This is a genomic window from Nocardioides marinus (assembly GCF_013408145.1).
Taxonomy (GTDB): domain Bacteria; phylum Actinomycetota; class Actinomycetes; order Propionibacteriales; family Nocardioidaceae; genus Nocardioides; species Nocardioides marinus.
Genome location: NZ_JACBZI010000001.1, coordinates 1,957,802 through 1,974,015, shown reverse-complemented (window position 1 = coordinate 1,974,015; position 16,214 = coordinate 1,957,802). Strand labels below are relative to the sequence as shown.

The window sequence follows — 16,214 nt, the reverse complement described above, 5'->3', positions numbered from 1 at the left end:
ATGACGATCGACATCAGGTCCATGGGCTACGTCCGGGTCTCCAGCACCGACCCGGAGCAGTGGCGCACCTTCGCCGGCAAGGTCCTCGGCCTGGCCGAGGGGCGCGGCCCCCACCCCGACCACCAGTACTGGCGCATCGACGAGGTCTCGGCCCGTCTGGTCGTCGTGCCCGGTGAGGTCGACCAGCTCGACTGCGTCGGCTGGGAGGTCGCCGACCACCGCGCCCTGCAGGAGGTGCGCGAGCACCTGCAGAAGGCCGGTGTCGCGTTCACCGAGGCCACCAAGGAGGAGCTCGACGAGCGCCGGGTCCAGGAGATGATCCGGTTCAGCGACCCCTTCGACAACGTCTTCGAGATCTTCCACGGGATCACCTACGAGTCCCGCCCGATCGTCACGCCGTACGCCGCCAGGTTCGTCACCGGCGACCAGGGCATGGGCCACGTCGTGCTCCCGGTCACCGACGACGTCGAGGCGCTGCGCTTCTACGACGACGTGCTGGGCTTCCGGCTGCGCGACTCGATGAGCATGCCCGGCGAGTTCGTCGGCAAGGAGCCGGGCTCCAAGGTCTGGCTGCGCTTCCTTGGGGTCAACCCGCGGCACCACTCGCTGGCCTTCCTGCCGATGCCCAACGCCAGCAAGTGCGTCCACATCATGCTGGAGGTCGACGAGCTCGACGACGTGGGGCGCGCCCTGGAGCGGGTGCGCAAGCACAAGGCCCCGCTGTCGGCGACGCTCGGTCGGCACATGAACGACGAGATGGTCTCCTTCTACGTCAAGAGCCCGGCGGGCTTCGACGTCGAGTTCGGCACCGACGGGCTGCGCGTGGAGGACCGCACCTGGGTCGCCCGGGAGTCCACGGCGGTCTCGTACTGGGGTCACGACTTCGGCGGCGGGCAGTAGGCGGGCCCGACGTGCTCGAAGGCATGGAGGTCCCTAGGGTGGCTCGCATGACGCACGACGATGTCCCTGACGGGATGCGGACCGACGCGCGCGCCACCTGGCCGAGCCCGGAGCTCATCGAGTCCTGGCTCGGCGACTCGATCTTCGACCTGCGCCCCGGCGAGGAGGTCGAGGTCCCGGCCGACGACGAGGAGGCTGTCTCGGCCGCGCGGCGCTTCCGCGACGTGCTCTCGCAGTTCGCCTCGGGCGTCACGGTCGTGACCACCATGAGCGGTGGCGAGCCGGTCGGCATGACCTGCCAGTCCTTCTCCAGCGTGTCGCTGGACCCGCCGCTGGTGATGTTCATCCCCGCGAAGACCTCACGGGCCTGGCCGTTGATCCAGCGGTCCGGGAAGTTCTGCGTCAACATCCTCGCCGAGGACCAGGCGTGGCTGTCCAACCAGATGGCCAGCCGGGGCGCGGACAAGTTCGCGGGCGTGGACTGGACGCCGGCTCCGGCGACCGGCACCCCGCTGCTGCGCGGCACGATCGCGCACCTGGAGTGCAGCATCCACGCCGTCCACGAGGCCGGTGACCACTACGTCGTCATCGGCCGGGTGCTCGGTCTGGAGGTCGGCGACGTGGACGACCCGCTGCTGTTCTTCCGTGGCCGCTACGCGACGACGGAGCCGGCAGTCGACTGACCCGGCCGTGGACTGACCCGGCCGTGGACTGACCCGGCCGTGGACTGACGCGCGGGCTCAGATCGCGCGGGGTCAGACGCGGGTGCGTCGCGGGTTCGCGACCATGCCGATCCCGGCGACGGGTCGCACCTCGGTGCCCGCGGGCGACGAGGTGGCGCTGCTGGTCGTGGTGCTGGAGGTCGTGTTCATGACTCGACGCTAGGCCCGCCGCACCCACGCCCGGTCCTCACCGGGGACACCGTTCGGCAACGGGTCGGTGACCCCGTCGTGGGACGCCGCGGACGGTGGCGACCGGGACGACGCTCAGGGCAGGGTGAGCGCTGCGCGGTGCACGTGCGGCGCACCGAAGAGCTGGCCCAGCGCGTGCGCCCGCTTGAACACCAGGTGGGCGTCGTGCTCCCAGGTGATCGCGATCCCGCCGTGGATCTGCACCGTCTCAGCGGCCACCTGGGCCAGGGCGTCACCGACGTACGACTTCGCCGCGTGCACCAGCGCAGGCGCGTCGGGGGCGCCGGAGGCGACGGCGTACGCCGCGGCCCACGAGGCCGAGCGCGACATCTCCAGCAGCACCAGCATGTCGGCCATCCGGTGCTTGAGCGCCTGGAAGGAGCCGATGGGGCGACCGAACTGCACACGGTCCTTGGCGTAGGCCACCGTCATGTCCAGGCCGCGCTGGGCACAGCCGACCGACAGGGCGACAGCCCCGAGGGCACCGACCAGCGAGGCGCGCTCGACGGCCGGCGCGGCCGAGCCGATCCGGGTCGCGGTGGAGACGTCGACGCGGAGCCTGCCCAGGCGCAGGGTCTGGTCCATCGACGGGGTCCACGAGACCTCCGCGGATGTCGGATCGACCTCGTAGAGGTGCTCACCGTCGGCCACCACCAGCACGTCGGCCAGGTCGGCGTCGAGGACGGCCGTCGCCTCGCCTCCCGCCAGCACGGCGAAGGCCCCGACCTCGCCGGCGGCCAGCCGGGGGAGCAGGCGCGCCGTGGCGTCGGTGTCGGCACCGGCCAGGACCGCTTCGGCGGTCACCAGCGACGACAGGGCGGGCACGGGCGCCAGGGCGCGGCCGAGCTCCTCCAGGACGAGCACCGACTCCACGAGCGAGGCACCCACGCCGTCGTGCTCCTCGGGGACGGCCAGCGAGGCCACCCCGATCTGCTCGCACAGCACCTGCCACAGCCCGGCGTCGACGCCGGCGTCGGAGGCGATCGCGGCCCGCACCGCGGCGCTGTCGCTGCGCTTGGCCAGCAGCGACCGCACGGTCGCGACCAGCTCGGTCTGCTCCTCGGAGAGGGAGAGGTCCATCGTCGTCCTCAGTCCAGGCCCAGCTGCTGAGCCAGCCGGCCGCGGTGGAAGTCGGGCGTGCCCCAGGCGGTGACCAGGGCGCGGATCTTGGTCAGCCACACCGACAGGTCGAACTCGGCGGTGTAGCCGATGGCGCCGTGCACCTGCAGACCGACCCGGGAGGCGAGGTACGCCGCGTCCCCGGCCGCCAGCTTGGCCGCGGAGACGTCGATCTCGTCCAGCGCTGCTCCGAGGACCAGCGGGCGGGCGAAGTCGAGCGCGATGCGCACGTCGGCGAGCGCGTGCTTGATCGCCTGGTAGGAGCCGATCGGGCGACCGAACTGGGTGCGCTGCTTGACGTACTCGACCGAGTCGGCGAGCACCCGCTCGCCGGCGCCGAGCAGCTGGGCGGCGGTGGCCAGGACGGCCAGGTCGATCGCCTCCCGGTGCGGCTCACCGGTGCCCTCGACACGGAAGAGCCGTCGCGTCCGGTCCACGGACGTGACCTGCTCACCGACACGCGTGGCGGGCGTCGCTCCGACGTACACCTCGTCGGCGACATCGGCGTCCAGGGCGAACGGCACGTGCGGCGGCAGCGCGACCGTGGCCACGCCCTCGACCTCGCGGCCGAGCGCGATCGGCAGGTACGCCGCCGACTCCACCCACGGGCCGGGGACGGCGTGCCGTCCCAGCGCCTCGAGCGCGATCGCGACCTCGACCGGCGAGGCCTCGGTGGCCAGCGACAGGACCCCGAGGTCGGCCAGCCGCTTCCACAGGCCCAGGCCCGGCGCGTGGTCGCCGTCGGCCCACGCTCGGGCGGCGGCCACCGTGCCGGCGCCGGAGAGCAGGGACTCCAGGGCGGCGGCGAAGTCGCGCTGGTCCTCGTCGAGCTCGAACCTCACTTGGCTGCCTCCTTCGGCTGGCCCTTGGGCTCGCGGGGAAGGCCCAGGATCCGCTCCGCCACGATGTTGCGCTGGATCTCGTTGGTGCCGGCGTAGATCGGGCCGGACAGCGAGAAGGTGTAGCCGTCGAGCCAGGGCGACTCGACCTCCGCCTCGGCGCCGAGGATGTCGAGCGCGGTCTCGTGCAGGGCCACGTCGAGCTCGGACCACCACACCTTGTTGACCGAGCCCGCGGCACCCATGTCGCCCCCGGCGGCGAGCCGGGTGACGGTGCCCCAGGTGTAGAGGCGGTAGGCCTGCGCCCGCACCCACGCGTCGACGACGCGGTCGGTGACCTGCCCCCGGGGTCTCGACGCCCGCTCCTCGCTGGCGCTCGTCGCTGCTCGACCACCGGGGGTGGCCCGCTCCTCGCTGGCGCTCGTCGCTGCTCGACCACCGGCGTTGTGCAGGTCGATGAGGCGGTCCACGGCGGCGGTGAAGCGGCCGGGGGAGCGCAGCGAGAGGCCGCGCTCGTTGCCGGCGGTGCTCATCGCGACCCGCCACCCGTCACCGACGCCACCGAGGACGTCGGCGTCGGGGACGAAGACGTCCTCGAAGAAGACCTCGGCGAAACCGGCCTCGCCGTCGAGCTGGGCGATCGGGCGCACCGTGATGCCCTCGGCGTCCAGCGGGAAGAGGAAGTAGGTCAGCCCCGCGTGCTTCTGCGCCTGCGGGTCGGACCGGAAGAGCCCGAAGCCCCAGTGGGCCAGTGCGGCGCGCGACGACCAGGTCTTCTGGCCGTTGAGGACCCACCCGCCGCGCTCGTCGTCGCGCCGGGCGGTCGAGCGGAGCGAGGCCAGGTCGGAGCCGGCCTCCGGCTCGGACCAGCACTGCGCCCAGATCCGCTCGCCGGTGGCCATCGAGGGCAGGAAGCGCTGCTGCTGCTCGGGGGTGCCGTGCTCGAAGATGATCGGCGCGAGCAGGAAGATGCCGTTCTGGGAGACGCGACCGGGCGCACCGGCGTGGTAGTACTCCTCCTCGAAGACGACCCACTCCACCAGCGAGGCCTCGCGCCCGCCGAACTCCCGCGGCCAGGAGACGACGGAGTAGCGGGCGTCGGCGAGCCGCTTCTCCCACTCCTGGTGCAGGACCCACCCCTCGGGGGTGTCCATCGACGGCAGCGGCTCGGCCGGCACGTTCGCCGCCAGCCACTCCCGTGCCTCGGCCTGGAAGGCCAGCTCGGTCTCGGACAGGGTCAGGTCCATCAGCGCAGATCCTTCTTCAGCACCTTGCCGGACAGGTTCCGCGGGAGCGCGCCCGTGAACTCCACCTGTCGCGGCACCTTGAAGTTCGCCAGGTGCTCCCTGGCGAACGCGATCACGTCGTCGGCGGTCAGTGACTCGCCGGCGGGGGAGTCGGCGCGGACGACGAACGCCTTGCCGACCTCGCCCATCCGCTCGTCGGGCACGCCGACAACGGCGACGTCCGCGAGCCCGTCGAGGCGCATCAGCGACTGCTCGACCTCCGCGGGGTACACGTTGAACCCGCCGGAGATGTACATGTCCTTGAGCCGGTCGGTGATCCGGAGGTTGCCGGCCACGTCGAGCACACCCACGTCACCGGTGTGCAGCCAACCGTCCTCGTCGATGGCCTCGGCGGTCGCCTCGGGGTCGTCGAGATAGCCCAGCATCACGAACTCCCCACGGACTAGCAGCTCGCCGCTGCCGTCCTCGCCGGGCTCCAGGATGCGCGTCTCCATCCCCGGGATCGCCCTGCCGCAGGTGCTGGCCACCAGGTCGGCGGGGTCACCCTCGCGCGCCATCGTCACCACGACCGCCTCGGTCATGCCGAACGCCGTCACGACCTGGTCGACGCCCAGCCCCTCGGGCGCGGCGGCCCGCATCCGCTCGATGAGGACCACCGGCACCACGGCGGCCCCGGTCACGGCGAGGCGGAGGCTGGAGAGGTCGCGCTGCTCGCGGCCGGGGTCGGCGAGCAGGGACTGGTAGATCGTCGGCGCGCCCGGGAGCACGGTGATGCGCTCGTCCTCGATCAGGCGCATCGTCTCGTCGAGGTCGAAGGTCGCCATCGGGTAGAGGGTCGCGCCCGTGAGCAGGCCGACGAGGATGCCGATCTTGTAGCCGAAGGAGTGGAAGAACGGGTTGACCACGAGGTAGCGGTCGTCCCGGCGGACCCCGCCGAGCTCGGCCCACGCCCGCGCCACGCCGATGCTCTGGCGATGGGCGGACATGGCGCCCTTGGGCTGGCCGGTGGTGCCGGAGGTGAACAGGATGTCGGCCACGTCGTCGGCCGCGACGCTCTCCGCCAGTCGGTCCAGGGTGTCGTCGGGGTCGGCCTCCACGGTGTGGAGGTGCGCCAGGTCGACCACCTCGCGCACCGAGCTGAGCGGACTGGCCGCGCGGAGGTCGGCGACCTGGGTGCGCCCGAGGAAGCCGTCGGCGACGACGACCAGGACCGCGTGGGTGCGGTCGACCAGCGCCGCGACCTCGGTGCCGGTGTAGCGCGAGTTGACCGGGACGAGCACGCCGCCGGCGTACGACGTGGCGAGGGCGGCGACGACCCAGTCGATGCTGTTCGGGCCCCAGACCACGACCCGGCCACCCGGCTCGAGCCCGCGGTCGCGGAATCCCGCCGCGGTCCGTCGGACCCGGTCGAGCAGGTCGGTGTAGGAGAGCGACGTGCCGCCCTCGACGTACGCCGGGTGGTCGCCGAAGCGTGCCGCAGCGGCCCGGAGGACCGTCGGGATGGTCTGCTCGTCCACGACGCTGATCGCGATCACCTCTCACTCAACCAAGCAAGTGCTTGGTAGGGTAGCACTCGTGGACATGGGCTACTCAGCAGCGGACGAGGCGTTCCGCGCCGACGTGCGCGCCTTCCTCGAGGACCACCTGGCCGGCGAGTGGAAGGCGCTGCGCGGCCTCGGCGGCCCCGGGCGCGACCACGAGGCGCTCGACGAGCGCCTGGAGTGGAACCGCTTCCTGGCTCGCGAGGGGTGGACCTGCGTCGGCTGGCCGACCGAGCACGGCGGTCGCGGGCTGAGCCTGTGGCAGCAGGTGGTCTTCCACGAGGAGTACGCGCGCGCCAACGCGCCGGCGACGGTCAACCACCTCGGCGAGCAGCTGCTCGGCCCGACCCTCATCGCCTTCGGCACCGACGCGCAGCGCGAGCGGTTCCTGCCGCGCATCCGGGATGTCGAGGAGCTCTGGGCGCAGGGCTACTCCGAGCCGAACGCCGGCTCCGACCTCGCCAACGTCCAGACGCGCGCGCGGCTCTCCGACGACGGCTCGCAGTGGGTGATCGACGGACAGAAGGTGTGGACGTCCAACGCGCACTTCTCCCAGTGGGTCTTCGTCGTGGCCCGCACCGAGCCCGGGTCCCAGCGCCACCAGGGGCTCTCGTTCCTGCTCGTCCCGCTCGACCAGGCCGGTGTCGAGGTCCGGCCCATCGAGCAGCTGACCGGCGGCTCGGAGTTCAACGAGGTCTTCTTCACCGGCGCCGTCACCGACGCCGACCTCGTGGTCGGCGAGGTCGGGAAGGGCTGGGGGGTGGCGATGGGCCTGCTCGGCTTCGAGCGCGGCGTGTCGACCCTCGGCCAGGTCGTCGGCTTCCAGCGCGAGCTCGCCCTCGTCTGCGACCGGGCACGGGCCAACGGCAGCATCGACGACCCGGTGCTGCGCGACCGGCTCGCCTCCCTGCAGGCCGAGCTCACCGTGATGCGCGCCAACGGCATCCGGGGGCTCTCCGCCGTGACCGGAGGCGAGGACTCCGCGGCCGGTGGTGGCGCCGGGTCGATCTTCAAGATCGTCTGGGCCAACTGGCACCAGCGCCTCGGCGAGGTCGCGATGGACGTGATGGCCGCCGACGGGCTGCTGCAGGTCCCGCACGACCGCGGTGCCGCCGGCTACGAGCTCGACGAGCTGCAACGACTCTTCCTCTTCGCCCGCGCCGACACCATCTACGGCGGCAGCGACGAGGTGCAGAAGAACATCCTGGCCGAGCGAGTGCTCGGCCTGCCCCGCGAGCCCAAGGGAGCCTGACGAATGACCGCGACCCGCCCCGAGCAGCCGACCCCGGCGTACGTCCCTCCTCACGACCTGCTCCGCGACAAGGTGGTCGCCGTGACGGCGGGCGCCGGCGCGGGCATCGGTGCCGCCGTCGTGCGCCGGGTCCTGGAGGAGGGTGCCAAGGCGGTCGTCTTCTCCGACACCCACGAGCGCCGGCTGGCCGAGGCCGAGGCCGCGCTGGCCGAGGAGTTCGGCGCCGACCGGGTGCGGCAGCTGGTCTGCGACGTCACCCAGGAGTCGGACGTGCAGGCGATGCTGGACGTCGCCGACGAGCTCGGTGGTGTGGACGTGATGATCAACAACGCCGGCCTGGGTGGCACCACCTCAGTGCTGGAGATGACCGACGAGCAGTGGCTGAAGGTCCTCGACATCACGCTCAACGGCGCGTTCCGCTGCGTGCGCGGCGCTGGCCAGCGGATGGTGGCCAACGGCACCCGTGGCGTCATCGTCAACAACGCCTCGGTCATCGGCTGGCGGGCCCAGGAGGGCCAGGCCCACTACGCCGCGGCCAAGGCCGGGGTGATGGCGCTGACCCGGTGCTCGGCCCTCGACCTCGCCCCGCACGGCATCCGCGTCAACGCGGTCAGCCCGTCGCTGGCGATGCACCCGTTCCTGGAGAAGGTCACCTCGCCGGAGCTGCTGCACGAGCTCAAGCAGCGTGAGGCCTTCGGACGTGCCGCGGAGCCCTGGGAGATCGCCAACGTGATGGTCTTCCTGGCCAGCGACTACTCCTCCTACCTCACCGGCGAGGTCGTGTCGGTGAGCAGCCAGCATGCCTGAGCCGGCCGGCGGCCCAGCGGCCTCGACGGCGGGAGCGAGCCGTCGCGAGGAGCTGCTGCGGATCGCGGCCGACCTCTTCGCCACCAAGGGGTTCCGCAACACCACCGTCCGCGACATCGCGGACGCCGCCGGCATCCTCTCGGGCAGCCTCTACCACCACTTCGACTCGAAGGAGTCGATGGTCGACGAGCTCATGCGCACCTTCCAGGCCGAGCTGTTCGCGGCGTACGACGACATCCTGGCCAGCACCGACGACGCCCGCTCCAAGCTCGAGCGGGCGGTGCGGCTGTCGTTCGAGACGATCGAGCGGCGCGGCGCCGAGGTCGCGATCTTCCAGAACGAGGCAGCGACCCTGGGCCAGCTCGAGCGCTTCGGCTACCTCGCCGAGCGCAACCGGCAGTCCCGCGACGTCTGGGTCAGCCTTCTCACCGAGGGCGTGGAGTCCGGCGCGCTGCGCTCGGACCTCGACATCACCCTGACCTACCGCTTCATCCGCGACACCGTGTGGGTGGCCGTGCGGTGGTACCGCCCCGGCGGGCCGCACACCACCACCGAGGTCGCCGACCAGTACCTCACCATCCTGCTCGACGGGATCGCCACGTCCGGTGGTCGAGCAGCGACGAGCGCCAGCGAGGAGCGGGCGTCGAGACCATCCGAGCAAGGAGACAGCAGTGCCTGAGGCCTACATCATCGACGCCGTCCGCACCCCGGTCGGCAAGCGCGGGGGAGCGCTGGCGGGGGTCCACTCCGCCGACCTCGGCGGCCACGCCCTGTCGGCGCTGATGCGCCGCACCGGTGTGGACCCGGGCGCCGTGGACGACGTCATCATGGGGTGCTGCGACACGATCGGCTCCCAGGCCGGCGACGTCGCCCGCTCCGCCTGGCTCGTGGCCGGTCTCCCGGCGCACGTGCCCGGGGTGACGATCGACCGCCAGTGCGGCTCCTCCCAGCAGTCGGTGCACTTCGCCGCCCAGGGAGTCATGTCCGGCACCCAGGACCTCGTGGTCGCCGGCGGCCTGCAGAACATGTCGGCGATCCCGATCTCCGCGGCCATGCTCGTCGGCCAGCAGTACGGCTTCTCGACCCCGTTCGCGGAGTCCCCGGGCTGGCAGGAGCGCTTCGGCGACCAGGAGGTCTCGCAGTTCCGCTCGGCCGAGATGATCGCGGAGAAGTGGGACATCAGCCGCGAGGACATGGAGGAGTTCGCCCTGGCCTCGCACCAGCGGGCGCTCACCGCCATCGCCGGAGGCCGCTTCGCCGGGGAGATCGAGCCGGTCACGCTGGCCGACGGCACCGTGTTCGACACCGACCAGTGCCCCCGGGAGACCTCGCTGGAGAAGATGGCCGGCCTGCAGCCGCTGGCCCCCGGCGGCCGGATCACCGCCGCGGTGGCCTCTCAGATCTGTGACGCCTCCTCGGCGATGCTGATCGCCTCCGAGGCGGCGGTCAAGGAGCACGGCCTCACCCCCCGCGCTCGCGTCCACCACCTCTCGGTGCGCGGTGACGACCCGGTCTGGATGCTCACCGGCCCGATCCCGGCCACGAAGCACGCCCTGGAGCGCACCGGGCTCTCGATCGACGACATCGACCTCTTCGAGTGCAACGAGGCCTTCGCGTCGGTGGTGCTGGCCTGGATGAAGGAGACCGGGGCCCCGCACGAGAAGGTCAACGTCAACGGCGGCGGCATCGCACTGGGTCATCCCATCGGTGCCACCGGCACCCGCTTGATGACCACCATGCTGAACGAGCTCGAGCGCACGGGTGGGCGCTACGGCCTGCAGACCATGTGCGAGGGCGGCGGCCAGGCCAACGTCACCATCATCGAGCGCCTCTGACCCACCGCCGAGAGGTCGCTCGCGCACGGCCGGGAGGTCAGCCTGCCTGCGGCTCCAGCCACCACGGGCTCGTGTAGGCCACGCCGAGGTCGTTGCACGGGTGACCGTCGGGGCCGGGGGTGGCGTTGGGCTCGTCGGGGTCGGAGATCCGCACCAGCATCCAGTCGCCGTCCTCGACGTCGACCTTCACACGCAGGTCCAGCACCGGCCCGACGGTGAACTCCTCGACGGCCACCACCTCGGGGACCTCCGGTCCGGGTCGCAGCACCTGGGCGTGCAGCCGGCGGCCGCGCCAGGACCGGTCGCGGGCGAGGTCGAGGCGGATCCTGACCGGGCCCTTGCGCATCGGGAGCGTGCCGCCCATCCGGACCGGCCTGCCCCGGCGCGGGGTCGCGACGGCGTCGAGTCGCAGCCCCGACGTACGCGTGGCGAAGAACCGGCGGCGCTTCATCGCGCGCTTGACCCCACCGCGGGTGTGGTGGGTGACCCACAGGCCGGTGCGGCCCTTGCCCTCGGGGAAGCCCCAGTCCGTGCCGTGCTCGTCGGTGACGCCGGCGATGCCGGTGCGCCAGCCGGCGTTGAGGCAGGCGCACAGCGGGCTGGACTTCCCGTCGGCCCAGCCCTCGAAGAGGTAGTCGTCACCCCGGTTGAACATCTCCAGGCTGACGATCCGGTCGCGCATCCGCCCGTCGTAGTGGAACTCCTGGAACCGTCCCGGCTCACGCCCCGGGTGGTTGAAGCCGGCGAGCCCGTCCGCACCGCCGTCCAGGACCAGGCCCGGCTCCCTGGCCAGCCAGTCCAGCAACGGCTGCATGAGGCCGGCCTGGAGGACGTCGACGTAGTGCTCGGTGAACCACACGTTGACGTGGCCCAGCAGCGGCTCGGACCACTCGAAGCCCCGGATGGCGGTGAAGGCGCCGTCGGTGTTCGCCGCGTCGGCGTACGCCTTGGTCTGCGCCCAGTCGCCCTGGTGGATGCCTGCCAGGCCCTTGTACTCCTGGGGGAGCAGCCCGGCGAGGACCTCGCCCAGGACGTTGTCGCTGAGGGTGGCGTGGTCGGTGAGCGCCGCCACGTCCAGGCCGGCGGCGCGCATGGAGTCGAAGGCCAGGGCGGGGTCCCCGTCGCCGTCCGAGAGCAGCGTGTGGTTGTGCAGGTCGGCGTGGAGCAGGTGCGTTCCACGGGTGATCCGGCTCGTGCGCGACGCGCCGCGTCCGGGGGCGGCGTTGCTCGAGAGCGCCGTGCCGGTGACGGCGCCGACCCCTCCGGCGGCCAGCAGCAGCCCGCCGCCGGCCTGTGCGAAGGTACGCCGGCTCATCGGGCCCGTCGGGACCCGCAGCGGCCGGGGCTCGCCGCCGTCAGCGTGGGAGTGGTGGTGTCCGTCGGTGCACATGGCCTGATCAACGCACCACATCGGCGTCCGTCGGCGACGACCCGGTGAACGTCCGGCGACCAGTGGGCGGCGACTCGTGGGGGAGCCTGCGTGGGATAGGTTCGCGGACGTGATCGCCCTGCCTGCCCACGGCTTCGTGATGCTCTCGATGCCCAAGTGTGCGTCGACGACGCTGGTCACCAGCCTCAAGGGGCACGCGGAGATCCTGATGCGGGTCAACCCCAAGCTCAAGCACATGAACTGCCGCACCTTCACCAAGCGGATGGTCCCGGTGCTGGCCGGCGCCGGCTACCAGCGCAGCGACTACGAGCTGGTCACGCTCTACCGCGAGCCGGTGTCGTGGCTGGAGTCCTGGTGGCGCTACCGCCAGCGCCCGGCCCTGGCCGAGAAGAACGACGGCAAGTGGACCGGTGAGGTCTCCTTCGAGGAGTTCGTCGTCGCGCACATCGAGGGTCGGCCCGGCGCGATCAACGGCCGACAGGCGCGCTTCGTCTCCCTCGACGACTCCCTGGCCATCGGCGTGGACCGCATCTTCGCGCTCGAGCGCCCCGACGCCTGGCAGGGCTACATCGACCGGCGCCTGGGCCGCGAGGTCGAGGTCGTCACGAAGAACTGGTCGACCTCGCAGGCCCTGCCCGAGCTCTCGCCCGACACCCGATCGCGCCTGACCGAGCACTACCGCGCCGAGTACGACATCTGGCAGCACCTGCTCGACAACGACGGCGAGTGGGCGCCGCCGCAGGGGTACGTGCCGGGCGGCTGAGCGGGGCAGTTCCACCACCCGGGTGGTGGAACCGGCGCTTGTCGACCGGAACTCCGGTCGACAAGCGGCAGTTCCGGTCGACGAGTCGGTCAGACGACGTACGACGCCGCCCGGCCCAGCTCCTGGGCGGCACCGGTGACCACGCGGTCGATCAGCTCCTCGCAGGTGGGCAGGTCGTCGATCATCCCGACGACCTGGCCGGACGCCAGCACGCCCGCCGAGGTGTCGCCCTCGACGAGACCGGCCTTGAGCATCGTGGGCGTGTTCGCGGCCAGCGCCATCTGGCCGAGCGTGCGACCCGACGCCTTCTTCATGGCGCGGCCGTCCTTGGCCAGCCCCAACCACGACATCCCGGAGTCCTTCTTGAACTCCAGCGTCCGCTTGGCCGTCGGGCCGAGCCGGCGCAGGCGTGAGGTCTCCTCGACCTCCTCGACCAGGCCGGTGCGCAGCATCCGGTGCGGCATCCCGTCCACCTTGGCGGTGACGACCGTGTCGGTGAGACCGCGCTCGAGGTAGAGCTGCTTGACCGCGTCGGGGACCGCGGAGTCCTGGGTGAGCAGGAAGCGGGTGCCCATGCCGACCGCGGCGGCGCCGTACGACAGGGCGGCGGCGAGGCCCCGCCCGTCGAAGAAGCCCCCCGCAGCGACGACCGGGATGTCGCTGTCCACGCTGGTGAGCGCGTCCAGGACGGACGGGAGCAGGAGCGTGGTGGGGACCGGGCCGGTGTGGCCACCGCCCTCGCCGCCCTGCACCATCACCGCGTCCGCACCCCAGCCGGCGACCTTGATCGCGTGCTTGGCCGCACCGATCGAGGGCATGACGACGACGCCGTGGTCCTTGAGCCGCGAGACCAGCTCGGGCTTGGGCTGGAGCGCGAAGGAGGCGACCTTCACACCGTGCTCGATGAGCAGCTCCACGCGCTGCGGGGCGTCACCGGCGTCGGCGCGGAGGTTGACCCCGAAGGGGGCGTCGGTGCGGCCCTTGACCTCGACGATCGCCTCCTCGAGCTCCTCGTAGGACATCGTCGCGCTGGCCAGGATGCCCAGCCCGCCGGCGTTGGCGGTGCCGGAGACCAGCCGGGCACCGGAGACCCAGCCCATGCCGGTCTGGACGACGGGGTGCCGGACGCCGACGAGGTCGGTGAACGGCGTACGGATGCGCTGCTCGATCACGTGGCCGCCTCCGGTCGGGGGACCTCCTTGAAGCGCAGACCCTTGGGGTCGAGCACCTCGCGGATGATCAGCTGCTCCTCGGTGGTGGGCAGCCGCGTCTCGGGTACGTCGCTGTCCGCGCCGTCCACGTGGATCTCGCAGCCGCTGGCCGCGCGGACCTCGTCGACGGTGACGCCCGGGTGCACCGAGAGCAGCCGCAACGTGCGCTCGGGGCCGTTGACGTCGAGGACGCCCAGGTTGGAGACGATCCGGTGGATGTCGTTGAAGCGGCTGGCCGCGGGCCCGGCGGCCGCGGCACGCGACGGGCCGACGCCCGAGACGATGTCGACGGCCTCCACGAACACGCGGGGGGAGTGCCTGGGGACCCAGTACGACGTGCGGTTGTTGACCGTGTTGCCCGGGGCGCCGCGCGAGCCGAGGAGCTGGCGCTTGGGCTGGGCGAAGTCGCCGATCGCGGAGATGTTCTGGTTGCCCTGGCGGTCGATCTGGGTCGCGCCCATCATCACGTGCCGCTTGCCGTAGGCCACGACGTCGAAGACCCGACGGAACGGGATCCAGCCCTCGACCTTGTCGGCCTTGGCGAACAGCGGCGGCACCCCGGCGAGGAACAGCGCCTCGCCGTCGGAGATCACCAGGTCGGGGTTGGAGGTCAGCTTGGCCAGCCGGACGCCCAGCATTGGCAGCATGCCCATCGGGCTGGCGAAGATCTCCCCGTCGTCCTTGAAGGCATCGGCGATCGCCGCCGCGCAGACGTCGGCGGTCGTGAGGTCGGTGCTGGTGCTCATGCCTGCTGCTCCTGCTCGTTGCGGAAGGCCGTCACGGCCGCCTGGTAGGCCGCCTCGTCACCGGCCAGGAACCGGTCGTGGAACGCCTGCCAGTCCTCCTCGGACCCGCCGGCGGCAGCGGCGTACGCGCGCTGGAACTTCTCGTCGCGCTCGTAGTCGGGGGTGCAGGTCGTGAAGTGCGCGCCGTTCGGCGTCTCGACGACGCCGCTGACCATCATCCGGTTGAGCAGCAGCCGCTGGACCGGGGTGTCGTGGCTGAGGCCGGCGGTGTCGACGACCTGCTCGCAGCTGACGTAGGCACGGTCGGCCGCCATGCAGAACAGGTCGTCGAAGTACGGGTCGGGGCCGAGGTACGTCGCGTTGCCGTGCTGGTCGGCGCGGTTCATGTGGACCAGCGCCACGTCGAGGCGCAGCGCGGGCACGGCGACGAGCTCCTCGTGACCGAACCCCTCGTCGTACGGGCTCTGCACGGTCTTGATCCAGGGGTTGTTCACCAGGACGTCGCTGCCCAGGCCGGCGCGCATCGGCAGGAACGGCAGGCGCTGCGCGGCGGCCTGGAGCCCGGTGTTGAACATGCCCTCGTCGAGCTCGACGACCTCGGGGACCGTGCCCTCCTGGCGCGCCTTCTGGAAGTTCGGCTCCAGGGGCACGCTGTCGAGGGAGACGAAGGCGTAGACCAGCTTGCGCACCTTGCCGGCGCGGGTCAGCAGGCCGACGTCGGCGCCGCCCCAGCTGACCAGGGTGAGGTCCTTGAGCCCCGAGCGGTAGATCGCGCGGACCAGGGCCATCGGCTTGCGCCGGGGCCCCCACCCGCCGATGCCGATGGTCATGCCGTCCTCGAGGGTGTCGACGACCTCGTCGATCGACATCCGCTTGTCGCGTGGGCCCTTCACTTGCTCCCCTTCGCCTTCTCGGTGCCCGCGAACTCGTCGCGCAGCTCGTCGGCCACTCCGGCGAGGTTCAGCTCGAAGGTGAACCCCTGCTCGAAGCGGTAGCTCTTGTTCACGTCGACCGGGTCGATGCCGTTGAGCGCCTCCTTGGCGGCGCGGATGACCCGGGTGTCCTTGCTCGCGATGTCGGTCGCGACCCGCAGCGCGGCGTCCATCAGCTCCTCGCGCGGCACCGTCTCCAGGACCGAGCCGAACTGCACGAGGTCCACGGCCTTGATCGTGCGCGCGGTGAAGTACAGCGTGCGCAGCATGTGCGGCGGGACCAGACGGGCCATGTGGGTGGCGGCGCCCAGCGCGCCCTGGTTGACCTCCGGGACGCCGAAGTAGGCGTCGTCGCTGGCCACGATGCAGTCGGCGTTGCCGACCAGGCCGACCCCGCCGCCGACGCAGAAGCCGTTGACCGCCGCGATGACCGGCACCGAGCACTCGTAGACGGCCTTGAACGCGGCGTAGCAGCCCTTGTTGGCGCCGATCAGCGCGTCGAAGCCGCTGGTGTGCTGCATCTCCTTGATGTCGACCCCGGCGTTGAAGCCCCGCCCCTCGGCGCGCAGCAAGACGACCTTGGTGTCCATGTCGGCGCTGGCCTCGTCGAGCGCGGCGGCGACGTCGAACCAGCCCTGCACGGTCAGGGCGTTGACGGGTGGGTGCTCCATCGTGACGACGCGGATGCCGTCGTCGCGGAGCTCGGAGGTGATGGGCATGT

16 protein-coding genes are annotated in these 16,214 nt (G+C 71.8%); 7 read left to right on the top strand and 9 right to left on the bottom strand.

Annotation, left to right across the window (positions count from 1 at the left end):
- Entirely contained in the window at positions 1-900 is a 900-nt protein-coding gene (gene hsaC, locus BKA05_RS09390; protein WP_218842381.1) for an iron-dependent extradiol dioxygenase HsaC, read from the top strand.
- A gap of 47 nt (positions 901-947) precedes the next feature.
- Complete coding sequence (locus tag BKA05_RS09385) at positions 948-1,583, top strand: flavin reductase family protein (RefSeq protein ID WP_246289779.1); 636 nt, start codon at positions 948-950, stop codon at positions 1,581-1,583.
- Positions 1,584-1,886: 303 nt separating this feature from the next.
- Here BKA05_RS09385 and BKA05_RS09380 read toward each other — a convergent pair whose 3' ends face one another.
- From BKA05_RS09380 to BKA05_RS09365, 4 genes are read right to left on the bottom strand one after another with little or no spacing between them, the layout of a single operon-like run.
- Entirely contained in the window at positions 1,887-2,891 is a 1,005-nt protein-coding gene (locus tag BKA05_RS09380; protein ID WP_179531205.1) for an acyl-CoA dehydrogenase family protein, read from the bottom strand.
- Positions 2,892-2,899: 8 nt separating this feature from the next.
- On the bottom strand, positions 2,900-3,772 hold the full coding sequence (locus BKA05_RS09375; protein WP_179531204.1) for an acyl-CoA dehydrogenase family protein: 873 nt from the start codon (positions 3,770-3,772) through the stop codon (positions 2,900-2,902).
- The gene (locus BKA05_RS09370; RefSeq protein ID WP_179531203.1) at positions 3,769-5,016 is read right to left on the bottom strand and encodes an acyl-CoA dehydrogenase family protein; all 1,248 of its coding nucleotides are present in this window, start codon (positions 5,014-5,016) and stop codon (positions 3,769-3,771) included. Before BKA05_RS09370 ends, BKA05_RS09375 begins: the two co-directional genes overlap by 4 nt.
- Entirely contained in the window at positions 5,016-6,551 is a 1,536-nt protein-coding gene (locus BKA05_RS09365; RefSeq protein WP_343045588.1) for a FadD3 family acyl-CoA ligase, read from the bottom strand. Before BKA05_RS09365 ends, BKA05_RS09370 begins: the two co-directional genes overlap by 1 nt.
- Positions 6,552-6,597: 46 nt before the next feature.
- Here BKA05_RS09365 and BKA05_RS09360 point away from each other — a divergent pair, with 46 nt between their 5' ends.
- The 4 genes from BKA05_RS09360 to BKA05_RS09345 are packed head-to-tail and all read left to right on the top strand — an operon-like array spanning position 6,598 to position 10,451.
- The gene (locus BKA05_RS09360) at positions 6,598-7,809 is read left to right on the top strand and encodes an acyl-CoA dehydrogenase family protein (RefSeq protein ID WP_179533088.1); all 1,212 of its coding nucleotides are present in this window, start codon (positions 6,598-6,600) and stop codon (positions 7,807-7,809) included.
- A gap of 3 nt (positions 7,810-7,812) precedes the next feature.
- Positions 7,813-8,616: an SDR family oxidoreductase gene (locus BKA05_RS09355; protein WP_179531202.1), complete on the top strand. Its 804-nt coding sequence runs from the start codon at positions 7,813-7,815 to the stop codon at positions 8,614-8,616.
- On the top strand, positions 8,609-9,295 hold the full coding sequence (locus BKA05_RS09350) for a TetR/AcrR family transcriptional regulator (protein WP_179531201.1): 687 nt from the start codon (positions 8,609-8,611) through the stop codon (positions 9,293-9,295). The genes BKA05_RS09355 and BKA05_RS09350 overlap by 8 nt, the downstream gene beginning before the upstream one ends.
- Positions 9,288-10,451 (top strand): acetyl-CoA C-acetyltransferase, encoded by a 1,164-nt coding sequence (locus BKA05_RS09345; protein WP_179531200.1) that lies wholly within the window; start codon positions 9,288-9,290, stop codon positions 10,449-10,451. Before BKA05_RS09350 ends, BKA05_RS09345 begins: the two co-directional genes overlap by 8 nt.
- 37 nt (positions 10,452-10,488) lie before the next feature.
- Here the strand turns inward: BKA05_RS09345 and BKA05_RS09340 are convergent, their stop codons facing one another.
- Positions 10,489-11,841 (bottom strand): CehA/McbA family metallohydrolase, encoded by a 1,353-nt coding sequence (locus tag BKA05_RS09340; protein ID WP_218842380.1) that lies wholly within the window; start codon positions 11,839-11,841, stop codon positions 10,489-10,491.
- A gap of 109 nt (positions 11,842-11,950) precedes the next feature.
- Here BKA05_RS09340 and BKA05_RS09335 point away from each other — a divergent pair, with 109 nt between their 5' ends.
- Positions 11,951-12,604, top strand: a complete 654-nt coding sequence (locus BKA05_RS09335; RefSeq protein ID WP_179531199.1) for a sulfotransferase family protein — start codon at positions 11,951-11,953, stop codon at positions 12,602-12,604.
- A gap of 89 nt (positions 12,605-12,693) precedes the next feature.
- On the opposite strand, the gene BKA05_RS09330 is transcribed toward BKA05_RS09335, so the two are convergent.
- The 4 genes from BKA05_RS09330 to BKA05_RS09315 are packed head-to-tail and all read right to left on the bottom strand — an operon-like array spanning position 12,694 to position 16,212.
- Positions 12,694-13,776, bottom strand: coding sequence for a nitronate monooxygenase (locus BKA05_RS09330; RefSeq protein ID WP_179531198.1), 1,083 nt, complete (start codon positions 13,774-13,776; stop codon positions 12,694-12,696).
- Positions 13,773-14,561, bottom strand: coding sequence for a CoA-transferase subunit beta (locus tag BKA05_RS09325; RefSeq protein WP_179531197.1), 789 nt, complete (start codon positions 14,559-14,561; stop codon positions 13,773-13,775). The genes BKA05_RS09330 and BKA05_RS09325 overlap by 4 nt, the downstream gene beginning before the upstream one ends.
- Positions 14,558-15,454, bottom strand: coding sequence for a CoA transferase subunit A (locus BKA05_RS09320; RefSeq protein ID WP_343045587.1), 897 nt, complete (start codon positions 15,452-15,454; stop codon positions 14,558-14,560). Before BKA05_RS09320 ends, BKA05_RS09325 begins: the two co-directional genes overlap by 4 nt.
- The gene (locus BKA05_RS09315) at positions 15,451-16,212 is read right to left on the bottom strand and encodes an enoyl-CoA hydratase family protein (protein ID WP_179531196.1); all 762 of its coding nucleotides are present in this window, start codon (positions 16,210-16,212) and stop codon (positions 15,451-15,453) included. The genes BKA05_RS09320 and BKA05_RS09315 overlap by 4 nt, the downstream gene beginning before the upstream one ends.
- Positions 16,213-16,214 lie beyond the last annotated feature (2 nt).